16 protein-coding genes are annotated in these 17,482 nt (G+C 48.0%); 15 read left to right on the top strand and 1 reads right to left on the bottom strand.

Going from position 1 to position 17,482, the window contains the following annotated elements:
- Positions 1-34: 34 nt before the first annotated feature.
- From ABC765_RS08070 to ABC765_RS08050, 5 genes are all read left to right on the top strand, one after another.
- A complete protein-coding gene (locus ABC765_RS08070) occupies positions 35-1,231 on the top strand; it encodes a phosphopentomutase (protein ID WP_347980158.1) in 1,197 nt (398 codons plus the stop codon).
- Between the two features lie 24 nt (positions 1,232-1,255).
- Positions 1,256-2,554, top strand: coding sequence for a pyrimidine-nucleoside phosphorylase (locus tag ABC765_RS08065; RefSeq protein WP_347980157.1), 1,299 nt, complete (start codon positions 1,256-1,258; stop codon positions 2,552-2,554).
- Positions 2,555-2,586: 32 nt separating this feature from the next.
- Positions 2,587-3,306 carry a purine-nucleoside phosphorylase gene (deoD, locus tag ABC765_RS08060; protein WP_347980156.1) on the top strand — a complete coding sequence of 240 codons (720 nt, stop codon included), beginning with the start codon at positions 2,587-2,589 and terminating at the stop codon, positions 3,304-3,306.
- Between the two features lie 102 nt (positions 3,307-3,408).
- On the top strand, positions 3,409-4,374 hold the full coding sequence (locus tag ABC765_RS08055; RefSeq protein WP_376751407.1) for a sugar-binding transcriptional regulator: 966 nt from the start codon (positions 3,409-3,411) through the stop codon (positions 4,372-4,374).
- On the top strand, positions 4,374-5,894 hold the full coding sequence (locus ABC765_RS08050; protein ID WP_347980155.1) for a helix-turn-helix domain-containing protein: 1,521 nt from the start codon (positions 4,374-4,376) through the stop codon (positions 5,892-5,894). Before ABC765_RS08055 ends, ABC765_RS08050 begins: the two co-directional genes overlap by 1 nt.
- Positions 5,895-6,440: 546 nt before the next feature.
- Here ABC765_RS08050 and ABC765_RS08045 read toward each other — a convergent pair.
- Complete coding sequence (locus tag ABC765_RS08045; protein ID WP_033935312.1) at positions 6,441-6,776, bottom strand: hypothetical protein; 336 nt, start codon at positions 6,774-6,776, stop codon at positions 6,441-6,443.
- Positions 6,777-6,929: 153 nt separating this feature from the next.
- Here ABC765_RS08045 and ABC765_RS08040 point away from each other — a divergent pair, with 153 nt between their 5' ends.
- The 10 genes from ABC765_RS08040 (at position 6,930) to dnaI (ending at position 17,457) form a co-directional block, all read left to right on the top strand.
- Positions 6,930-7,247, top strand: coding sequence for a thioredoxin family protein (locus tag ABC765_RS08040; RefSeq protein ID WP_347954010.1), 318 nt, complete (start codon positions 6,930-6,932; stop codon positions 7,245-7,247).
- 156 nt (positions 7,248-7,403) lie between these two features.
- Positions 7,404-8,039, top strand: coding sequence for a YtpR family tRNA-binding protein (gene ytpR / locus ABC765_RS08035; RefSeq protein ID WP_347953594.1), 636 nt, complete (start codon positions 7,404-7,406; stop codon positions 8,037-8,039).
- A 26-nt stretch (positions 8,040-8,065) separates the two neighbouring features.
- A complete protein-coding gene (murC, locus tag ABC765_RS08030) occupies positions 8,066-9,376 on the top strand; it encodes a UDP-N-acetylmuramate--L-alanine ligase (protein ID WP_347980940.1) in 1,311 nt (436 codons plus the stop codon).
- A gap of 103 nt (positions 9,377-9,479) precedes the next feature.
- Positions 9,480-10,202, top strand: a complete 723-nt coding sequence (locus ABC765_RS08025; RefSeq protein ID WP_347980154.1) for a Bax inhibitor-1/YccA family protein — start codon at positions 9,480-9,482, stop codon at positions 10,200-10,202.
- 147 nt (positions 10,203-10,349) lie between these two features.
- Positions 10,350-13,013, top strand: a complete 2,664-nt coding sequence (polA, locus tag ABC765_RS08020; RefSeq protein WP_347980153.1) for a DNA polymerase I — start codon at positions 10,350-10,352, stop codon at positions 13,011-13,013.
- A gap of 133 nt (positions 13,014-13,146) precedes the next feature.
- Positions 13,147-13,986 carry a DNA-formamidopyrimidine glycosylase gene (mutM, locus tag ABC765_RS08015; RefSeq protein WP_347980152.1) on the top strand — a complete coding sequence of 280 codons (840 nt, stop codon included), beginning with the start codon at positions 13,147-13,149 and terminating at the stop codon, positions 13,984-13,986.
- The gene (gene coaE, locus ABC765_RS08010) at positions 13,983-14,585 is read left to right on the top strand and encodes a dephospho-CoA kinase (protein ID WP_347980151.1); all 603 of its coding nucleotides are present in this window, start codon (positions 13,983-13,985) and stop codon (positions 14,583-14,585) included. The genes mutM and coaE overlap by 4 nt, the downstream gene beginning before the upstream one ends.
- A gap of 51 nt (positions 14,586-14,636) precedes the next feature.
- Positions 14,637-15,110: a transcriptional regulator NrdR gene (gene nrdR, locus ABC765_RS08005; protein ID WP_270627827.1), complete on the top strand. Its 474-nt coding sequence runs from the start codon at positions 14,637-14,639 to the stop codon at positions 15,108-15,110.
- A 16-nt stretch (positions 15,111-15,126) separates the two neighbouring features.
- A complete protein-coding gene (locus tag ABC765_RS08000) occupies positions 15,127-16,515 on the top strand; it encodes a DnaD domain protein (protein WP_347980150.1) in 1,389 nt (462 codons plus the stop codon).
- A gap of 15 nt (positions 16,516-16,530) precedes the next feature.
- Positions 16,531-17,457, top strand: a complete 927-nt coding sequence (dnaI, locus tag ABC765_RS07995) for a primosomal protein DnaI (RefSeq protein ID WP_347953588.1) — start codon at positions 16,531-16,533, stop codon at positions 17,455-17,457.
- Positions 17,458-17,482: the final 25 nt, after the last annotated feature.

The following is a 17,482-nucleotide window of genomic DNA, read 5'->3' as shown; positions in this document are numbered from 1 at the left end:
CGTCGCTTAATATCGATTCAGGGGAGGAAAGATTATGACGTATCAACGAGTAATTGGCATTGTTTTGGATTCTGTAGGTATTGGCGAGGCACCCGACGCGCTTAAGTTCGGTGATGACGGTGCAGATACCTTAGGCCACATCGGTAAATGGTATCAAGGCAAGCTGGCATTGCCCAACCTGGCTAAACTGGGGCTAAGCAACATTCGGCCAGCTGATCCAATTCAAGGCGTGCCAGCAGCTGATCCGGCAATGGGCTGCTTTGGCAAAATGGCCGAGGTTTCAGCCGGTAAGGACAGCATGGATGGTCACTGGGAAATGATGGAGCTGCCGGTTAAAAAGCCATTGTCAACGTTCCCAAACGGTTTTCCTGACAGCATCATTCAAAAACTGGAAGCTTTTTCTGGTCGCAGGGTAATCGTCAATAAGCCATATTCTGGGACGGAGGTTATTCATGACTACGGCGAGCAGCAGATGAAAACCGGTGATTTGATCGTCTACACCTCGGGCGACTCGGTGCTGCAGATTGCGGCACATGAAGACGTTATTCCGGTTGAAGAGCTCTACCGCATCTGCCGTTATGCACGGACACTGGTCAATGGTCCTGAATATACGGTTGGCCGGATTATTGCACGACCATACGTTGGCCCAGATAAGGATCATTTTGTCAGAACGGCTAACCGGCATGACTTCAGCTTGGAGCCAACCGGTGAGACTGATCTGGATCATTTGAAGGCAGCCGGTCTGGACGTCATTGGAATTGGCAAGATCAACGACATTTTCTCTGGTCATGGCATTACGGAAGGCTATCACAACGAAAGCAATATGGATGGCATGGATCACGTTGACCATGTAATGAAAGAAGATTTTCATGGCTTCTGCTTTGTCAATCTGGTCGACTTTGATGCCATGTATGGTCACCGGCGCAATCCAGAGGGCTTTGGCAAGGCTTTGATGGACTTTGACCAACGCTTGGGAACGGTGCTTGAAAACATGCGAGAAGATGATCTGCTTTTGATCACGGCAGACCATGGCAATGATCCTTGCTTCCGCGGCACCGACCATACCAGAGAAGTAACGCCGCTGCTGGCCTATTCGCCGTCAATGAAACACCCAGGCCAATCGCTGGGAACACGTGATACGTTTGCCGATTTGGGCGCAACGATCATGGAAAACTTTGGCGTTACCGGCAATCAGGTTGGCACGAGCTTTTTATCAGCGATTGAAAACTAGCTAATTATTAAAGGGGGATTCATCATGCGAATGGTGGATGTAATTGACCAAAAGCGCAATGGCGGCGTTTTGAGCGATGAACAGCTGCAGTTCTTTGTTGATGGCGTAGTCGATGGCTCGCTGCCTGATTACCAGATCAGTGCTTTGCTGATGGCCATCTATTTTCAAGGAATGACGGATCGTGAGCAGACACAGCTGACGATGAAGATGATGCATTCCGGCGAGCGCCTCGATTTATCAGAGATTCCTGGCATCAAGGTCGACAAGCATTCGACTGGCGGCGTGGGGGATAAAACAAGTCTGCCACTGGCAGCAATGGTCGCCGCGCTGGGAATTCCGGTGCCAATGATTTCGGGACGCGGGCTTGGTCACACTGGGGGAACGCTGGACAAGCTGGAGGCCATTCCGGGTTTTCAAGTTGAATTAAGCGAGCAGGATTTCATCAAGCAGGTTGCCGAAGAAAAGCTGGCAATCGTCGGCGCAACGCGTGACGTCGCCCCAGCTGATAAAAAGATCTATGCTCTGCGCGACGTTACCGATACGGTTGATTCCATTCCGTTGATTGCCAGTTCGATTATGAGCAAAAAGCTGGCTTCTGGAACCGATGCTTTGGTGATTGACGTTAAGACCGGTGCCGGGGCCTTTATGAAGACTGAAGACTCCGCTGTGAAACTGGCTAAGGCATTGGTAGCAATCGGCAAGCAGGCCGGATTGAAGTGCGAAGCTGTAATCTCGGATATGAATCAGCCTTTAGGATCCAAAATCGGCAACACGCTGGAAATTGAAGAAACGCTGGATCTTTTAAAGGGCAACGGGCCAAAAGATCTGCTGGAGCTGGTCTTGGAATTGGGCAGCCGCATGGTCGTGATGGGGCAGCAGGCGGCCAGTCTGGCAGAAGCCCGTGCCAAATTGGAACAGACGATTGCTGATGGTTCGGCACTGGCTCGCTTTAAGGCAATGATCAAGGCTCAGCATGGTGATCCAAACGTGGTTGACGACTACTCGCTGATGCCGCATGCCAAGTATCAAATTGAATATCCCGCTCAAAAAGATGGTGTAATTGCCAAGCTGACAGCAGATGAGATTGGAATGGCCAGCATGCTGATGGGCGGCGGTCGTCAAAAAGCCGATGATCAGCTGGACTACGCGGTTGGGATCGAGCTGCATAAAAAGATTGGCGATTCGGTTCAAAAAGGCGAATCAATCATGACGATCTGGAGCAACCGCGAAGATATCGATGACGTCAAAGAACTGCTGGATCAAGCCGTTGCCATTGAAGAATCAGCTCAGCAGCCAACTTTGATTCACGAGACGATTGAATAGGAATTATTGATAAAATATAAGGAGGAATTCCAATGAGTACGCCACATATTGAAGCACAAAACGGTGATTACGCTGAAACGGTTCTGCTGCCAGGGGATCCGCTGCGGGCTAAATATATTGCTGAAAACTTTCTAACCAACGTTAAGCAGGTCAACAGCGTGCGCAATGCGTTTGGCTATACAGGCGAGTACAAGGGCCATCGCATCTCGGTTCAAGGATCGGGGATGGGAATTCCTTCCATGTCGATCTATATCAATGAACTGGTACGTTTTTACGGTGTCAAGACGATTATTCGGGTTGGCTCATGCGGCGGCATGGCTCCTGGCGTCAAGCTGCGGGATGTCTGCCTGGCTTCGGGTTCGTCAACTGATTCGGCAGTCGTTGCCAACTCGTTTGCGGCTGGCGTTCACTTTGCTCCATTGGCTGATTTCAAGCTGCTTGACACGGCTTACCACGTGGCTAAGAATATGGGAATTGAGCCTAAGGTTGGCGATATTTTTGCTGCTGACCGCTTCTATAATGATGATATTGATATGAAGAAGCTGGCCGATTATGGCGTGATCGGTACAGAAATGGAATCGGCAGGGCTCTATCTGCTGGCAGCCAAACTGCATTTTAGAGCACTCTCGGTTTTGACGGTCAGTGATCTGTTGTTTGGCAGTCAAGAAAAGACAACGGCTGCTGAACGGGAAAAGACCTTTAACGATATGATCAAAATCAGTTTGGAAACGGCAATTGCTCAAACTGATTGATATACGATCGATTACTGAAAAAGACGGTCCGTTACTGACGGGCCGTCTTTTCTTTAGTAAAATTGATATAAACAGCACAAAATCAGAAGGTGGATGGGAATAATGATTGATGAAACTGATAAGCGGGCTTTAAGCGTTAAAGTCGCGCAGCTTTATTATCAAAATGACTGGCGCCAGAGCAGGATCGCAGCCGAGTTGAATCTTTCACGGCCCACGGTGTCAAGATTACTGCAATATGCGCGGGAAAGCGGGATTGTCCAGATCAAGATCAGCAATCCGCTGGTTTCGACTCAGCAGCTGGCCGCGGAGCTAAAGGATTATTATCATTTAGAACGGGTCATTGTCGTGCCTTCAGAGATGACGGCCAGCGGCGAGCTGTTGGAACTGGTTGGCGCGGCTGCTGCCGAATACATCGAGACAATCGTTAAGGATGACGATACGATTGGGCTGGCCTGGGGAAAAACGATCCATGCCATTGCCCAGCATCTATCGCCTGAAGACGTGCATGGGGTCACGGTGGTTCAGTTAAAGGGCAGCGTTGCCAATACCAAGCAGAAAAACTATGCCTTTGAAAGCGTCAATGCTTTTGCCAGTGCTTTTCACACGCTGCCACAGTATCTGCCGCTGCCGGTTATTTTTGATCACCAAGAAACTAAGGAGCTGGTTGAGCAGGATACGCATATCAAATACATCATGGATCTTGGTCGGCAAGCCGATATCGCGGTCTTTACGGTCGGGACGGTACGGGATTCGGCATTGCTGTTTCATTTAGGGTACTTCAGTCAAGCCGAGCAGGAGTATCTGCAGCAGCATGCAGTTGGTGACGTTTTTTCGCGTTTTATCGATCAAAACGGCAGCATTGTGGCACCACAGATCAATCAGCGGACGATCGGCATTGATCTGGAACAGCTGAAAAAAATCCCGCAGCGCGTTTTGGTAATTGCTAATCCTGCTAAGACGCAGGCCGCCGCGGGAGCACTGAAAGCCGGTTATGCCAACGTCTTGGTAATCGATCAGGGCAGTGCTGCCGGCTTGGTTAAGAAACTGCATGAAAAAGGTGTCAACTGATGCTGGAACGTTTTTTGGAAGATGACGTAGCAGTGAGCGTTCATCTGCTGACCTTGCTGTTTGATCGTTCAGGGTTAACGCTGCATCGTCTGGCAGAACTGACCAGAATTCCCGAGGCCCGGCTTAGAAAAGAACTGAATACCTTAAATCAAGAACTGCAGCCGCAAGCACGTATTCAGATCAGTGATGCGGTTGTCTCGCTTTCTTTAACCAGTCCGGGTCAGCTGTTTGAATTAAAAAAACAGCTCTATCAAAAGTCCGAGGTGCTGCAGGTGATGGCCTATCTGCTTAATCACCGGGGACGCTCGGTGACGACGTTTTGTCAGGAGCACTACTTTTCTGAGCCGACTTTTTACCGGCTGCAGCGGCAATGCAAGGATTTTTTGCAGACGGTTGGCTTGACGATTCGGCGTGGTCAGATCTGCGGTCAAGAATATCGCAAGCGCTACTTGATTGCGGCATTAAGCTGTCATTATGGCATTGACTGTGTTGATTTCGGTTCGGCCAGTCAGCAGATCGTAAAAAAATTCGTCATTGCAGCCAACCCTGGCGTAAAACCACTGTTGGACAAGATGCCGCAAGCTTTTGCCATGTTTGATCATCTAATCGCTTTGACCTGGCTGCGGCATGACCAGTCTTTGGAATTGCCAACCGATAATTTCTGGCGGGCGGTCTGTCAAGAAAAAGCGCATCAGCAATTGGAACGCATGGTTGATGAATATCTGCAGCCGCAATTGTCATTTAAACTGACGCCGCTTGATCATGACTATTTATACCTGGTCTATCTGACGGTTGCCAACGAGCTGTTTCGTGATGATGCCTGGATCCTGCAGCGAGCAACGTTTCGCGAGATCCTGCAGCAGCTTCCTGAGATTCGGCAGCTGACGGATGCTTTTGCCAAGCTATGGGGAGAACCACTGATCAAAACGGCAGCCTTTAAAGAAACGGTTAATGGATTTGGTCTGCACTTTATGGGTGGTCTGCAGAATCTGGTAATTGAACGTCAGCTGGACTATCAAATGGAAAACAAGTCGCAGAGATTGACTGATCAGCTGGTGAAAATGATCGTTATGAGGTGGTGCCGGCAAAATCATTGGTCAGATCTGGTTGATGATAATCAGATCAAGTATTTTTCGCGACAGCTGCTGCCATTGATTGAAGAACAGCTTCCTGCCACGCCGCTATATATCTTTACCAAATCGCGGGCTGATTATGAAGTGGTGGCTCAAATGATGCGTCAAGAATTTGGCAATCGCCTTCAGATCAGCAGCTGCAGTTATTTTAGCGCCGAACAGCTTAAGCAGATCAATCAAGTACCGCAAAGCATGATTTTGGCTGACCATGAATTTTGGGAGCTTTTAGCCGATACCAATTCAAACAACCAGCGTTTCTTGATTACCTTGGATAATCCTTTTTTAGGAATCGAACGCTTGCGGACCAGTCTGTATCGCCTGCGTACGACTGCTTATGCAGAAAACCTTATGGAGAAACTATCAATTTTGCATGCTCAAGAGGGTTAGATTTTGATAGGAGCAAAACGTTTTTAACCGCTATACTTTAATTGTCATTCAGGGGGGAACCCGAAGATGACTGCTGATTATGTCCGGGTACATTAGAAAAGCAAAGATAAATAGTTGATAATTTGTCAGATCAAGTATGCTGCATCACGAAAAATCGCTTAGTGCACGATGTTTTCGGCGGGACCCCATTCAACCGCTGATGCAGATGCTGACTCCATTAATAGCGATAAACGCATTAAATAATGTTAAGCTTCAATACGACAAGTCATTATTTGGTCAAGATAGTGTGCAGCTTGGCTGAGTAAGTGGTTGTCGTGCCAAATGATAAATCTAGATCATCAATGCGATGCCCATCCACTCCGCCATTGATGTTTCCAATCTCAGTAAAAATTGATTGCTTTGACCGCAGTTTATAGTGCAATTTACATCAAAAGATTCCAATTAAATCATAATCGGCAGTTATGAATGACAATCGGCCATGCATCATGTTCAGATAGATGGTGCAAAAAAAGGCTGTTGGAGAAATCCAACAGCCTTTTGTATTGCTTAATTATCGATGCGCTTTAGTTTCAGCAGCGTACCAGTACTGGCGTCTGCCAAGAATTCGTAGCTGACCAGCTGATCGTCTTCAAAGCGCCGGATGCCACCGCGATATACCAAAGTCCGTACGGCAAACTGACGATAGGGAATCGGCTGATGATCAATCCAGCTGCCCTCAACCGTGCCTTCGCGTTTAAAGTCATTGGTAATCATTTTTAAGATCGTGTTTGCGGAACGCCGTCGGTTGCCCACCAGCTTGCCGGCAAAGAAGCCCGCAATACCGGAAGCACCTAAGGTAAGCGGGATCATCCATGGGCTAAGTGAACCATTTGAATCATTCATTTCAATCGCTTCTTTCGTTTAGCCTATGCCATATTTTGACCCAAAGTAGATTGGATGTAACAATTTTAACACAAAGGCAGATCATTATGCATTGTCTTTCAACCTGTAGTAGACTATACTTACATAAAATAAGTAAAAGGATGGTGTTCTGTGATGGAAGCTTTGCCTAAAGTTAATGCTGAACAGCTGCAGGAATATTTGAAAGGGCAGGTCGTCTTGATGTTTACTGCTGACTGGTGCCCTGACTGCCAGTTTATCAAGCCTGCCATGCCAGAAGTCGAAAAAGATTTTGCCGATTTTAAGTTTTATGCCGTTGATCGTGATGAAAATCTGGATTTGGCAACCGAACTAAACGTCATGGGCATTCCAAGCTTTATTGCCTACCGTGATGGTCAAGAAATCGGCCGGTTCGTCAATAAGGACCGCAAGACCAAGCAGCAGGTCGAGGATTTCTTGAGCAATTTAAAATAAGCAAAAATGGCGGCCGGCAAGTCGCCATTTTTTGATGGACTGGGGTCATGAGTGCGGGTTGTGTGGTACAATTTAGTCTGGTTGTCAAAAGTTTTTGACGAAGCGAAAAAGAATTTTTAGCACCGTTGCAAAGCGATGCCAAGGGAAGGATTTTTGATGTTAATTTCAAGCTATAACCCAAATGAGATGGGTGATGTTTTGGTAGTCGTAACTGGTCAGGCCGCTGATCAAAACGTCAAGCAAAATCAAGGCGTAGTTCAGATCGTCAGTGCTCAGGATGGCAGTCTGCTTGGCTACAATTTTCTGAAAGCCAGTGAGGTATTGCCAGAACTCAAGGAGCAAAACGGTCAGGTCTTTTTAAGCAAGGATCAGGTCGAAAAGCTGAATGAAAAGATTCAAGCAGCTGGTTTTGATGAAAAATTAACGGCTGATGAAACGCCAAAGTTTGTTATCGGCTATGTTGAATCCATGACCAAGCATCCAAAATCGGATCATCTGCACATTACGCAAGTTGACTTGGGCGATCAGAAGGTCCAGATTGTCTGCGGCTCGCCTAACATTGCCGAACACGTTAAGGTCGTTGTTGCCAAGGTTGGCGCCATGATGCCAAGCGGTCAGATTATCTGGCCAGGTGCCTTGGTTGGCGTGCCAAGCAATGGGATGATCTGTGCAGCTCGTGAACTGAACTTGAAGAATGCTCCGCAAAAGCCTGGCTGCTTGATTCTGCCTGATGATTTTGGTCAAGCTGGCGATGCTTTTGACTTTGCACGCGGCAATCAGCTGTTTGCCTAGTTGGCGGCAAGGAAAGGAAAAACGGCATTATGGAAAAGAATTATTATTTTGTAGGCATCAAGGGAACCGGGATGGCTGCTTTGGCACGGGTGCTGCATGATCGCGGCTGCCATGTTGAAGGCTCGGATATTGAAAAAGAAACCTTCACGCAGGCACCATTGGAACAAGCCGGCATTCAGATTCACGATTTTGATCCAGCCAACATCAAGCCGGGGATGACGATCGTGCAAGGAAATGCCTTTAGCGATGACCAGCCAGAAATCGTGCGGGCCAAGGAACTGGGCGACAAGGTTCAAAGCTATCCCGCTACGGTTGAAGAATTAGTTGAGCAGTATACCAGCATTGGCGTTGCCGGTGCCCATGGCAAGACCAGTACGACGGCGCTGCTTTCGCATGTCTTGAGCTCAGTTGCGCCAACGACCTATCTGATCGGAGACGGTGAAGGTGTTGGCACGCCTGACTCGCGGTTCTTTGTCTTTGAAGCTGACGAATACCGGGATCACTTTTTGGCCTATCATCCAGACTACGCCATCATGACCAATATTGACTTTGATCATCCCGATTTCTTTAAGGATATTGATGACGTGCGTGATTCGTTTGAAACGTATGGCAAACAAGTCAAAAAAGCCGTCTTTGCCTGGGGTGATGATGAAAATCTGCGCAAGCTGCAGCTGGATGTACCAGTCTATTACTACGGTACCAGTGAAAAAGACGACTTCCGTGCGGTCAATATTCAACGGACGCCGCAAGGATCCACTTTTGAAGCCTGGTTTAAAGATGAGAAGCTGGGCGAGTTTGAAATCCATCTTTATGGTGAGCACAGCGTCTTGAACAGCCTGGCCGTAATTGCGGTTGCCTACATGGAAAAAGTTGACCTGACTGATATTGCCAAAGGGCTGGCCAGCTTTTCCGGCGTTAAGCGGCGTTTTGCAGAAAGTCGGGTTGGCGATATGACGCTGATCGATGACTATGCTCATCATCCAAGCGAAATCAAGGCGACGATTGATGCAGCACGGCAAAAGTATCCCGATAAACAGGTGCTGGCCGTCTTCCAACCGCATACCTACAGCCGCCTGCAGGCCTACCTTAAAGAATTTGGTCAGTCTTTGAGCGCTGCTGACAAGACGTTTGTCACGCCAATTTTTGGCTCGATTCGTGAAAATGCCGGTCATGTCTCCAGCCAGGATCTGGAAGACTTGATTCCGCAAAGCGAGGGCATTGACATGGATTCCATGGACAAGCTTTTGGCGTACCATGATGCCGTTGTTGTCTTTATGGGAGCCGGCGACATTGAAAAATACGAGGACAAGTATAAGAGTTTGTTAGCAAATGATTAAATCACTTGTCGAAAATGGTGGCATTTGCTACCATTTTTTATATAAAAGACAATATTGGTCAAATTAGTTTGACTGCTTAATTCAATTGAAAGAAGGGGAGTTTATGTTCAACTCTACACCAGAGCCCGAGCAAAGAAGACGCGTTGTCAATGAAGCCGGCTTAAATGGCTTTTTGACCAAGATGTACGGCTTTGTCGGCCTGTCGGTTTTTGTCTCGGCCATCAGTTCGTTTTTGGTAATGACGACTTTTAGAGCTGCTGTGTTTGGCTACTTTTCTCAGCACACGGGGATGATGTGGCTGCTGTTGCTGCTGCCAATTGCCCTGTCAATGGGAATCAGTGCTAGTGCCACGCGCAATCCAACTGGCAGCTTTATCATGCTGATGGTCCTATCGATTATGTATGGGATCGAGTTTGCACTGCTGGCTGGTTTCTATACTGGCGCTGATATTACGGCAGCCTTTGTTTCATCGGCAACGATCTTTGTGGTAATGGCACTGTATGGGACGGTTACCAAACGCTCGCTGGATCGCTTTGGGGCTCATGCTACGGCAGCCTTGATCGCTTTGATTCTGGCCTCTTTGATCAACATGTTCTTAAACAGTCCAGCCATTACCTACATTTTTTCCTACATTGCCGTAATCATCTTCGTAATTTTGACGGCTTACGATGCGCAAAAGATGAAAAACATCTACCTTAACTACCAAGATCAGGTTTCAGTTACCGGTCTGGCAATTATGGGAGCCTTGCAGCTGTATCTGGACTTTATCAACCTGTTCATCCAGCTGCTGCAGATTTTCGGCATGGGCAGCGATCGTCGCGACTAACTAATTAAATAAAATTTAGATTGGCTCTACATCCTTAAATGGTGCGGAGCTTTAGTTTTTATCAGGATAGATTTGGCTTCTAAAAATGTCAGGAGTGGTGAAAGTCTGTTACAATCAAGAAAGAAAACAAAGGACGAGGTAGTTTAAATGGCAGAAAAACTGTTGTTGATTGATGGCAATAGCATTGCGTTTCGGGCTTTTTTTGCAATGCATAATCAAATCGACAAATTTACCAACCAAAACGGTCTTCATACCGCGGCAATCTATGGCTTTAAACTGATGCTGGATCACGTGCTGGCTAACTATCAGCCGGATAAGGCCCTGGTAGCGTTTGATGCTGGCAAGCAGACCTTTCGTACGGAAATGTATGCTGACTACAAGGGCGGCCGGGCCAAAACGCCGACTGAGCTGACTGAACAGCTGCCATATCTGCACGAGATGATGCATGCCTGTGGAATCAAGACCTATCAATTAGCCAACTATGAAGCCGACGACATTATCGGTACCCTGGCCAGACTCGGCGATCAGGCTGGTGATGAAACCTTGATCGTAACTGGCGACCGGGATCTGACGCAGCTGGTAACCGATAAGACGACGGTTGCCGTAACGATTAAAGGCGTGACGCAGACCGAAATGTACACGCCGGCTCATTTTCAAGAAAAATTTGGCGTGACGCCAACTCAGTTTATCGATATGAAGGCGCTGATGGGTGACAGTTCCGACAATTATCCAGGGGTTACAGGCATCGGCGAAAAAACCGCGCAGAAGCTGATTCAAGAATATGGCTCGCTGGATGGGCTTTACGAAAATATTGATCAGATGCGCAAGTCAAAGCGGAAAGAAAATCTGATCAATGAAGAAAAGATTGCCCGTGAATGCAAGGATCTGGCCACGATTCGGCGTGACGCTCCGCTGACGATTGGTCTGGATGATTTGAAGTATCAAGGCGTACAGACCGAAGAACTGATCAAGTTTTATCAAGAAATGAACTTTAAGTCATTTCTAAGCAAGATGAACGTTGCGCCAAGTGCTGAAGAAGCCACGGATACAAAGGAAATCGCATATACTGAACTGACGGCTGACAATCTGGATCTTTTAGCAGATTTGGATCATCACGTAACCTTTCAGCTGGAAATGCCGAATGAAAACTATCATCTTTCAACGTTTGCCGGCTTTGTAATTGGTGATGGTCAAACATGGCTCGTCAGTCGTGATGAAAGTCTGCTGCAGACCGCGCCAGTCAAAAAGATTCTGACCAGCGATCAATATACAAAAGACGTTTTTAATGCCAAAGCACAGATCGTTGGCCTCCACCGCTTGGGAATCGATCTGAATTTTGTGGCGTTTGATCTGCTGCTGGCTTCTTATCTGGTTGATCCAAGCGATAACAGCAATGATCTTGGCGAGCTGGCTCACGCCCATGACTACTATGACGTCAAAAGCGATGAAGAGGTTTATGGCAAAGGCGTCAAACGGGCAATTCCAACTGACGACCAGGTCTTCTTTACTCATTTAGCGCAAAAAGCCCGGGCCATTCACGAACTGCGCGCCCCAATCTATGACCAGCTTAAGGAACATGAGCAGATGCCGCTTTATGAAGACATCGAGCTGCCATTGACCTATGTCTTGGCTAAAATGGAGATTGCTGGCATCAAGGTCAACGCACAGACGCTTAAAGAGATGGGCAGCAAGTTAAAGGAGCGCTTAGCCGAAATTGAGCAGATCATCTATCAAGAAGCGGGTGAGGAGTTTAACATTAACTCCACCAAACAGCTGGGCGAGATTCTGTTTGACAAGATGAAGCTGCCGGTTATTAAAAAGACGCGTACTGGTTATTCCACGGCCGTTGCGGTTTTAGAAAAGCTGCAGGGTTATTCGCCGATTATTGGTCATATCTTGGAGTATCGGCAGATTGCCAAGCTGCAGTCGACTTATATCGAAGGACTGCTGAAAGTTATCCACAGCAGCGACCAAAAGATCCATACCCGCTATCTGCAGACGCTGACGGCAACCGGCCGCTTGTCTTCAGTTGATCCAAACCTGCAGAATATTCCGGTACGCTTGGAAGAAGGTCGTCAGATTCGGCGAGCGTTCGTGCCAAGCGAGCCGGGCTGGAAGATTTTTTCTTCTGACTACTCACAGATTGAGCTGCGGGTTTTGGCTCATATTACCGGCGACAAGAACCTGCAGCAGGATTTTATTGATGGCAAGGACATTCACGAAAGTACGGCACGACGCATTTTTCATCTGCTGCCGGGCGAAGAGGTTACGCCTGATATGCGTCGTCATGCCAAAGCGGTCAATTTCGGGATCGTTTACGGCATTAGCGACTATGGCCTTTCACAAAGCATTCACGTTACGCGCAAGCAGGCCCATGAATTTATCGAAAGCTACTTTGAGGAATTTCCTGGCGTCAAGAAATACGTTACGGAAATCGTCAAATCGGCTCACGAAAAGGGCTATGTCGAAACACTGACGCATCGGCGGCGCTATTTGGACGATATCCATTCCAAGAATTTTGCCAAGCGCTCATTTGCCGAACGAACCGCGATGAACACGCCAATTCAAGGCAGCGCGGCCGATATCATCAAGATTGCCATGATCAATATGGACAAGATGCTGCGGGCTCATGATCTTAAAGCGCGGATGCTTTTACAGATTCATGACGAACTGGTCTTTGAGGCGCCAGCTGCCGAGATTCCAACTTTGGAAAAACTGGTGCCGCAGGTTATGGATTCGGCCTTCAAGCTGGACGTACCGCTAAAGGTTGAAAGCAAGTATGGCGACACCTGGTATGATCTGAAAAAATAAATAAAGCTTTAGGCCGTGGCAGTCAAGGCTAGCCGCGGCTTTTGCTTTGGAATGCGTTTTGAGCAAAAAATTGGTTGAAAACTGAAAATCAACTATAATCGATAATGATTCTAAAAGAAACGAGGACGATCAAATGCCAGAGATGCCAGAAGTAGAGACCGTACGCCGAGGGTTGATGAATATTGCCGCGGGCCGTAAGATTCAAGGGATTGACATTTACTATGGGAAAACGATTGAAAACGACATCGATGAGTTTCGGCAAGCCTTGATTGGTCAGACGATTGAACGGATTGATCGGCGGGGCAAGTATCTGTTGTTTCGCTTTACCAATGATCTGACCATGGTTTCACATTTGCGGATGGAAGGCAGCTATTATCGCCAGCTCAATGATGGTCCAATCGACAAGCATACGCATGTAGTTTTCCATTTTACGGATGGTACGGAGCTTTGCTATCGCGACACGCGCAAGTTTGGCCGCATGCGCTTGGTTAAAACCGGTGAAGAGATGCAGGTCGGCGGCTTAAAGACTATGGGACCAGAACCAACTGCCAAAGACTTTAAGGTTGACTATTTTAAACGAATTCTGAAAAAGAGCCGCAGTAAAATCAAGCCGTTTTTACTAAATCAGGATCACGTTGCCGGACTGGGTAATATTTATTGCGACGAGGTTCTTTGGCAGAGCCGCATTAATCCCGAACAGCCGGCTAATACGCTGACCGACGAGCAGATTCAGACGCTGCATGACAATATCATCAAAGAGATTGCCAAGGCGACTAAATACAAGGGGACAACCGTGCATACGTTTATGAATGCCTTTGGTGAAGCTGGCGCCTTTCAAAATCAGCTGGAAGTTTATGGTCGCGGCGGCGAGAAATGCGAACGATGCGGACATAAACTGGTTAAGATCAAGGTAGCTCAGCGTGGCACGACTTTTTGTCCTCATTGTCAGGCTTGGGCAGGTGATCAGAAATGACTAGGGTAATCGGTCTGACGGGCGGGATTGCAAGCGGTAAGTCAACCATCAGCAATATCTTTAAAGAAGTCGGCTGGCCGGTAATTGATGCCGATCAGACAGCCCGTCAAGTCGTTATGCCTGGCAGTCTTGGCCTGGCACAGATCATAAGCCGCTTTGGCAGCCAAGTGCTTCAGCCTGATGGCACGCTTGATCGCGCGGCGCTGGGCAGCGTGGTTTTTGATGATCCCAAAAGCCTCAGCGATCTGGATCAAATCGAGCATCCTCTGATTATGGCAGCAATCGATAAACAGCTGGCCGGCTTTAAAAAACAAGGGCTGCCCGTGGTGGTTTTAGATGTGCCGTTGCTGTTTGAAACTGGGCTGGATCAGGAATGCGATCTGACCGTTTTGGCAGTCGTTGATCGCAAAACGCAGCTTGAGCGGTTGATGAAACGAGATCATTGTACTAAAGCCGCTGCTTTGAAAAGAATCAATGCTCAGATGCCTTTAGAAGAAAAAATGCGGCGTGCCGATGTGATAATCGACAACAATGGCTCGCTTGCACAAACGCGTCTTCAAGTGGCAAGACTGGTTGAACGAGTAAGTCAGCAAAAATGATCGCAAGTGTGATAAGATAAATGCATAACCTATTGACAGGAGGAATTCGGTATGCAATGTCCACACTGCCATCATAACGGATCACGCGTGGTTGACAGTCGTCCCAGTGAAGATGGCACCTGTATTCGTCGCCGCCGCGAATGTGCAACCTGTGGCTTTCGCTTTACTACTTTTGAGCGCTATGAGGAAACGCCGCTTTTAGTAATCAAAAAAGATGGCACGCGGCAGGAATTCAATCGCCAAAAAGTTTTAAACGGGTTGGTCCGCTCGGCTGAAAAGCGTCCCGTCAGCATGGAAAAACTTACCAGCATCGCCAATGAGGTTGAAAGACGCGTCCGCTCACGTGGGGAAAATGAGGTTTCCAGTCAAGTGATTGGCGAATACGTTATGAATGCGCTCAAAGACGTTGATGAGATCTCCTACATTCGTTTTGCCAGCGTCTATCGGCAGTTTAAAGACGTCGATGCGTTTATGAATGAGCTGGAGGCCATGATCAACCAGAATCATCAAAAGCATCAAGACTGATTAAGGAGGAGTCGTTATGGCTGAAGTGCAAGGGCGCTTGACGCCGCAAACCGGCTTTATCGTGGCCGCTGCGTCAGACTTTGTACGGTTTGACCAAGCGACTTTTATTGATTTTTACCAACCATTGCTGAGTCCCACCGCGCTGGGGCTTTTTTATGCTTTGCAAAGTCAGCTGGTCCCCGAACCAATGCTGACCAAGCGCCAGGCCCACAGCATCATGCTGGATCGCTTGAATCTGGGGGTTGCTCAATTTGCTGAGGCCCGTAATAGTCTGGAGGGCGTTGAAATGCTGCAGACTTTTTATCAGCAAGATGAGATTGGCGGCGTCTATGTCTACGTTCTGCAGCCTACGATGACGCCTGAAGAATTCATTAATGATGATCTTTTGAGCGTTCGGCTGCTCCAGCAGATTGGCGAGCAGCGGTTTGACGAGCTGGTTGCCCGCTCAAGACGCTATCAGTTCGATACCAGCCGTATGCATAATCTGACCCATGACTACTTTGAGGTTTTTCGACCTGATCGTGCGGCCTGGGATGCGGAACGGCCAATTTTAAATAATGCCAGAGCGACGGCGGTTCCTGAAAGTCAGACAATCCAAAAATTACCGTCTAACAGCTTTGACTTCAACTTTCTGCTTGATCAGCTGAGAAATCGTGGTATTGATCTGCAAAGCGTTAAGGAGCAGCGGAAACTGATCATCTCAGAAAGCGTTCTCTATAGTATTGATGAGAGCAGCATGGCCAGCCTGGTATACGATGCGACGGATTTTAGAAGCGGCATTCTGCAGCCTCAGGCTCTAAAACGCGGCATTGCAGCCCATTATGCCGGCACGCTGCGCAGACCAGACGATCCAGCCCCGGCAATTCCGGCGACAGCTGAGGATCTAACCGACCTGGGCGAGGTTGAGCGCAGCCTGATTCAGACGGCACGCCAGTACGCACCTTATGACTATCTGGCTGGAATCAAGCAGTCAAGCGGTTCTGGCTATGTTTCGCCAAATGAGCGCAACACCTTGACGCGCTTGGTTGAGCAGGGGCAGCTGCCCGGTGAGGTTGTCAACATACTGATCTATCATATAATCGTCCAAAAAGAAAATACCACCTTAAAGGCCAGTCTGGCAGATGGGATTGCCAATGCCTGGATCAAGGCGGGAGTGAAGACGGCAGCTGACGCTATTCGTGAAATCAAGAATCATAAAAAGGACAATGATAGGCAGGCTTCATCAAAGCCCAAGCGCCGCTATTACTCAAACGGCCGCAGCAATATCAACGAGGAACTGCCGGAATGGGCAAAACATCCGGAAAAAGTCAAAAATAAAAAGCCGTCTGCTGAAAAACTTGCTAAGATTGACCAAATGCTGGCTGAACTTGATCAGCAAAAAAACAGTTCAGATCAAAAACAATGATTGGAGGGATTGCCAATGCGTCCTATCATAGAAACCATTAACTCAATTATCGGCGGGCAAAGCGGCTCACCTCAGTATCAGGAACTGATTAAAAAGGCCTACCAAGATCCTGAGGTGCAGAGCTTTTTGCGTAAGCACCGCGCTGAACTGACTGATGAGCAGATCAAGCGGGGCGGATCAAAACTTTATGAGTTCTACCATGAAAAAATGCTGCTCCAAAATCATCAGACCAGCATTGCACCTGGCTATACTCCTCAGCTGGTCGTCAGCGCCGGCCGAATTGACGTCGTCTATGTGCCGACCGCTCAGCTTAAGGCACAGCAGCAGGCTGCCGAGTTAAGGCAGCGCGTAACGACCGTTCGGATGCCTAAATTTATTCGCCAGGCCGATTTTGCTCATGTAATTCGTGATAATGACGATCGCGTCAATGCTCTGCAGGCGGCGATCAATTTTACCAAAACCTATCGTCCGGGCCAGTTTCAACCCGGAATGTATCTTTCTGGAAACTTTGGGGTTGGCAAGACCTACCTGTTAGGCGCCACCGCCAATGCTTTGGCTGAACGCGGCATTATCTCAACCATGGTGCATTTTCCAAGCTTTGCCGTTGAGATGAAAGGCGCAATCAAGGATGGCACGGTTGATGAACGGCGGGATGCCATCAAAAAGGCACCGATCCTAATGCTGGATGATATTGGCGCCGATTCAATGTCGGCATGGGTTCGTGACGATGTCTTGGGCGTAATTTTGGAATACCGAATGCAAGAAGAACTGCCGACGTTTTTCAGTTCCAACTTTACCATGCAGCAGCTGGAAGACCAGCACTTGGCAATTGATGCGCAAGGCGCGCGTGAACCTTTGAAAGCCAAGCGGATCATGCAGCGGATTCGCTTCTTGTCGCGCGAGTATTATATTGAAGGCGAAAATATGCGGGCTGGCAATTAAATTGCTGCTTGACATTGTTAAAGTG

It is taken from the genome of Limosilactobacillus sp. WILCCON 0051 (genome assembly GCF_039955095.1).
Classification (GTDB): Bacteria; Bacillota; Bacilli; order Lactobacillales; family Lactobacillaceae; genus Limosilactobacillus; species Limosilactobacillus allomucosae.
Note: the sequence above shows the minus strand (reverse complement) of the source record. Positions and strands in the feature narration are given on the sequence as shown.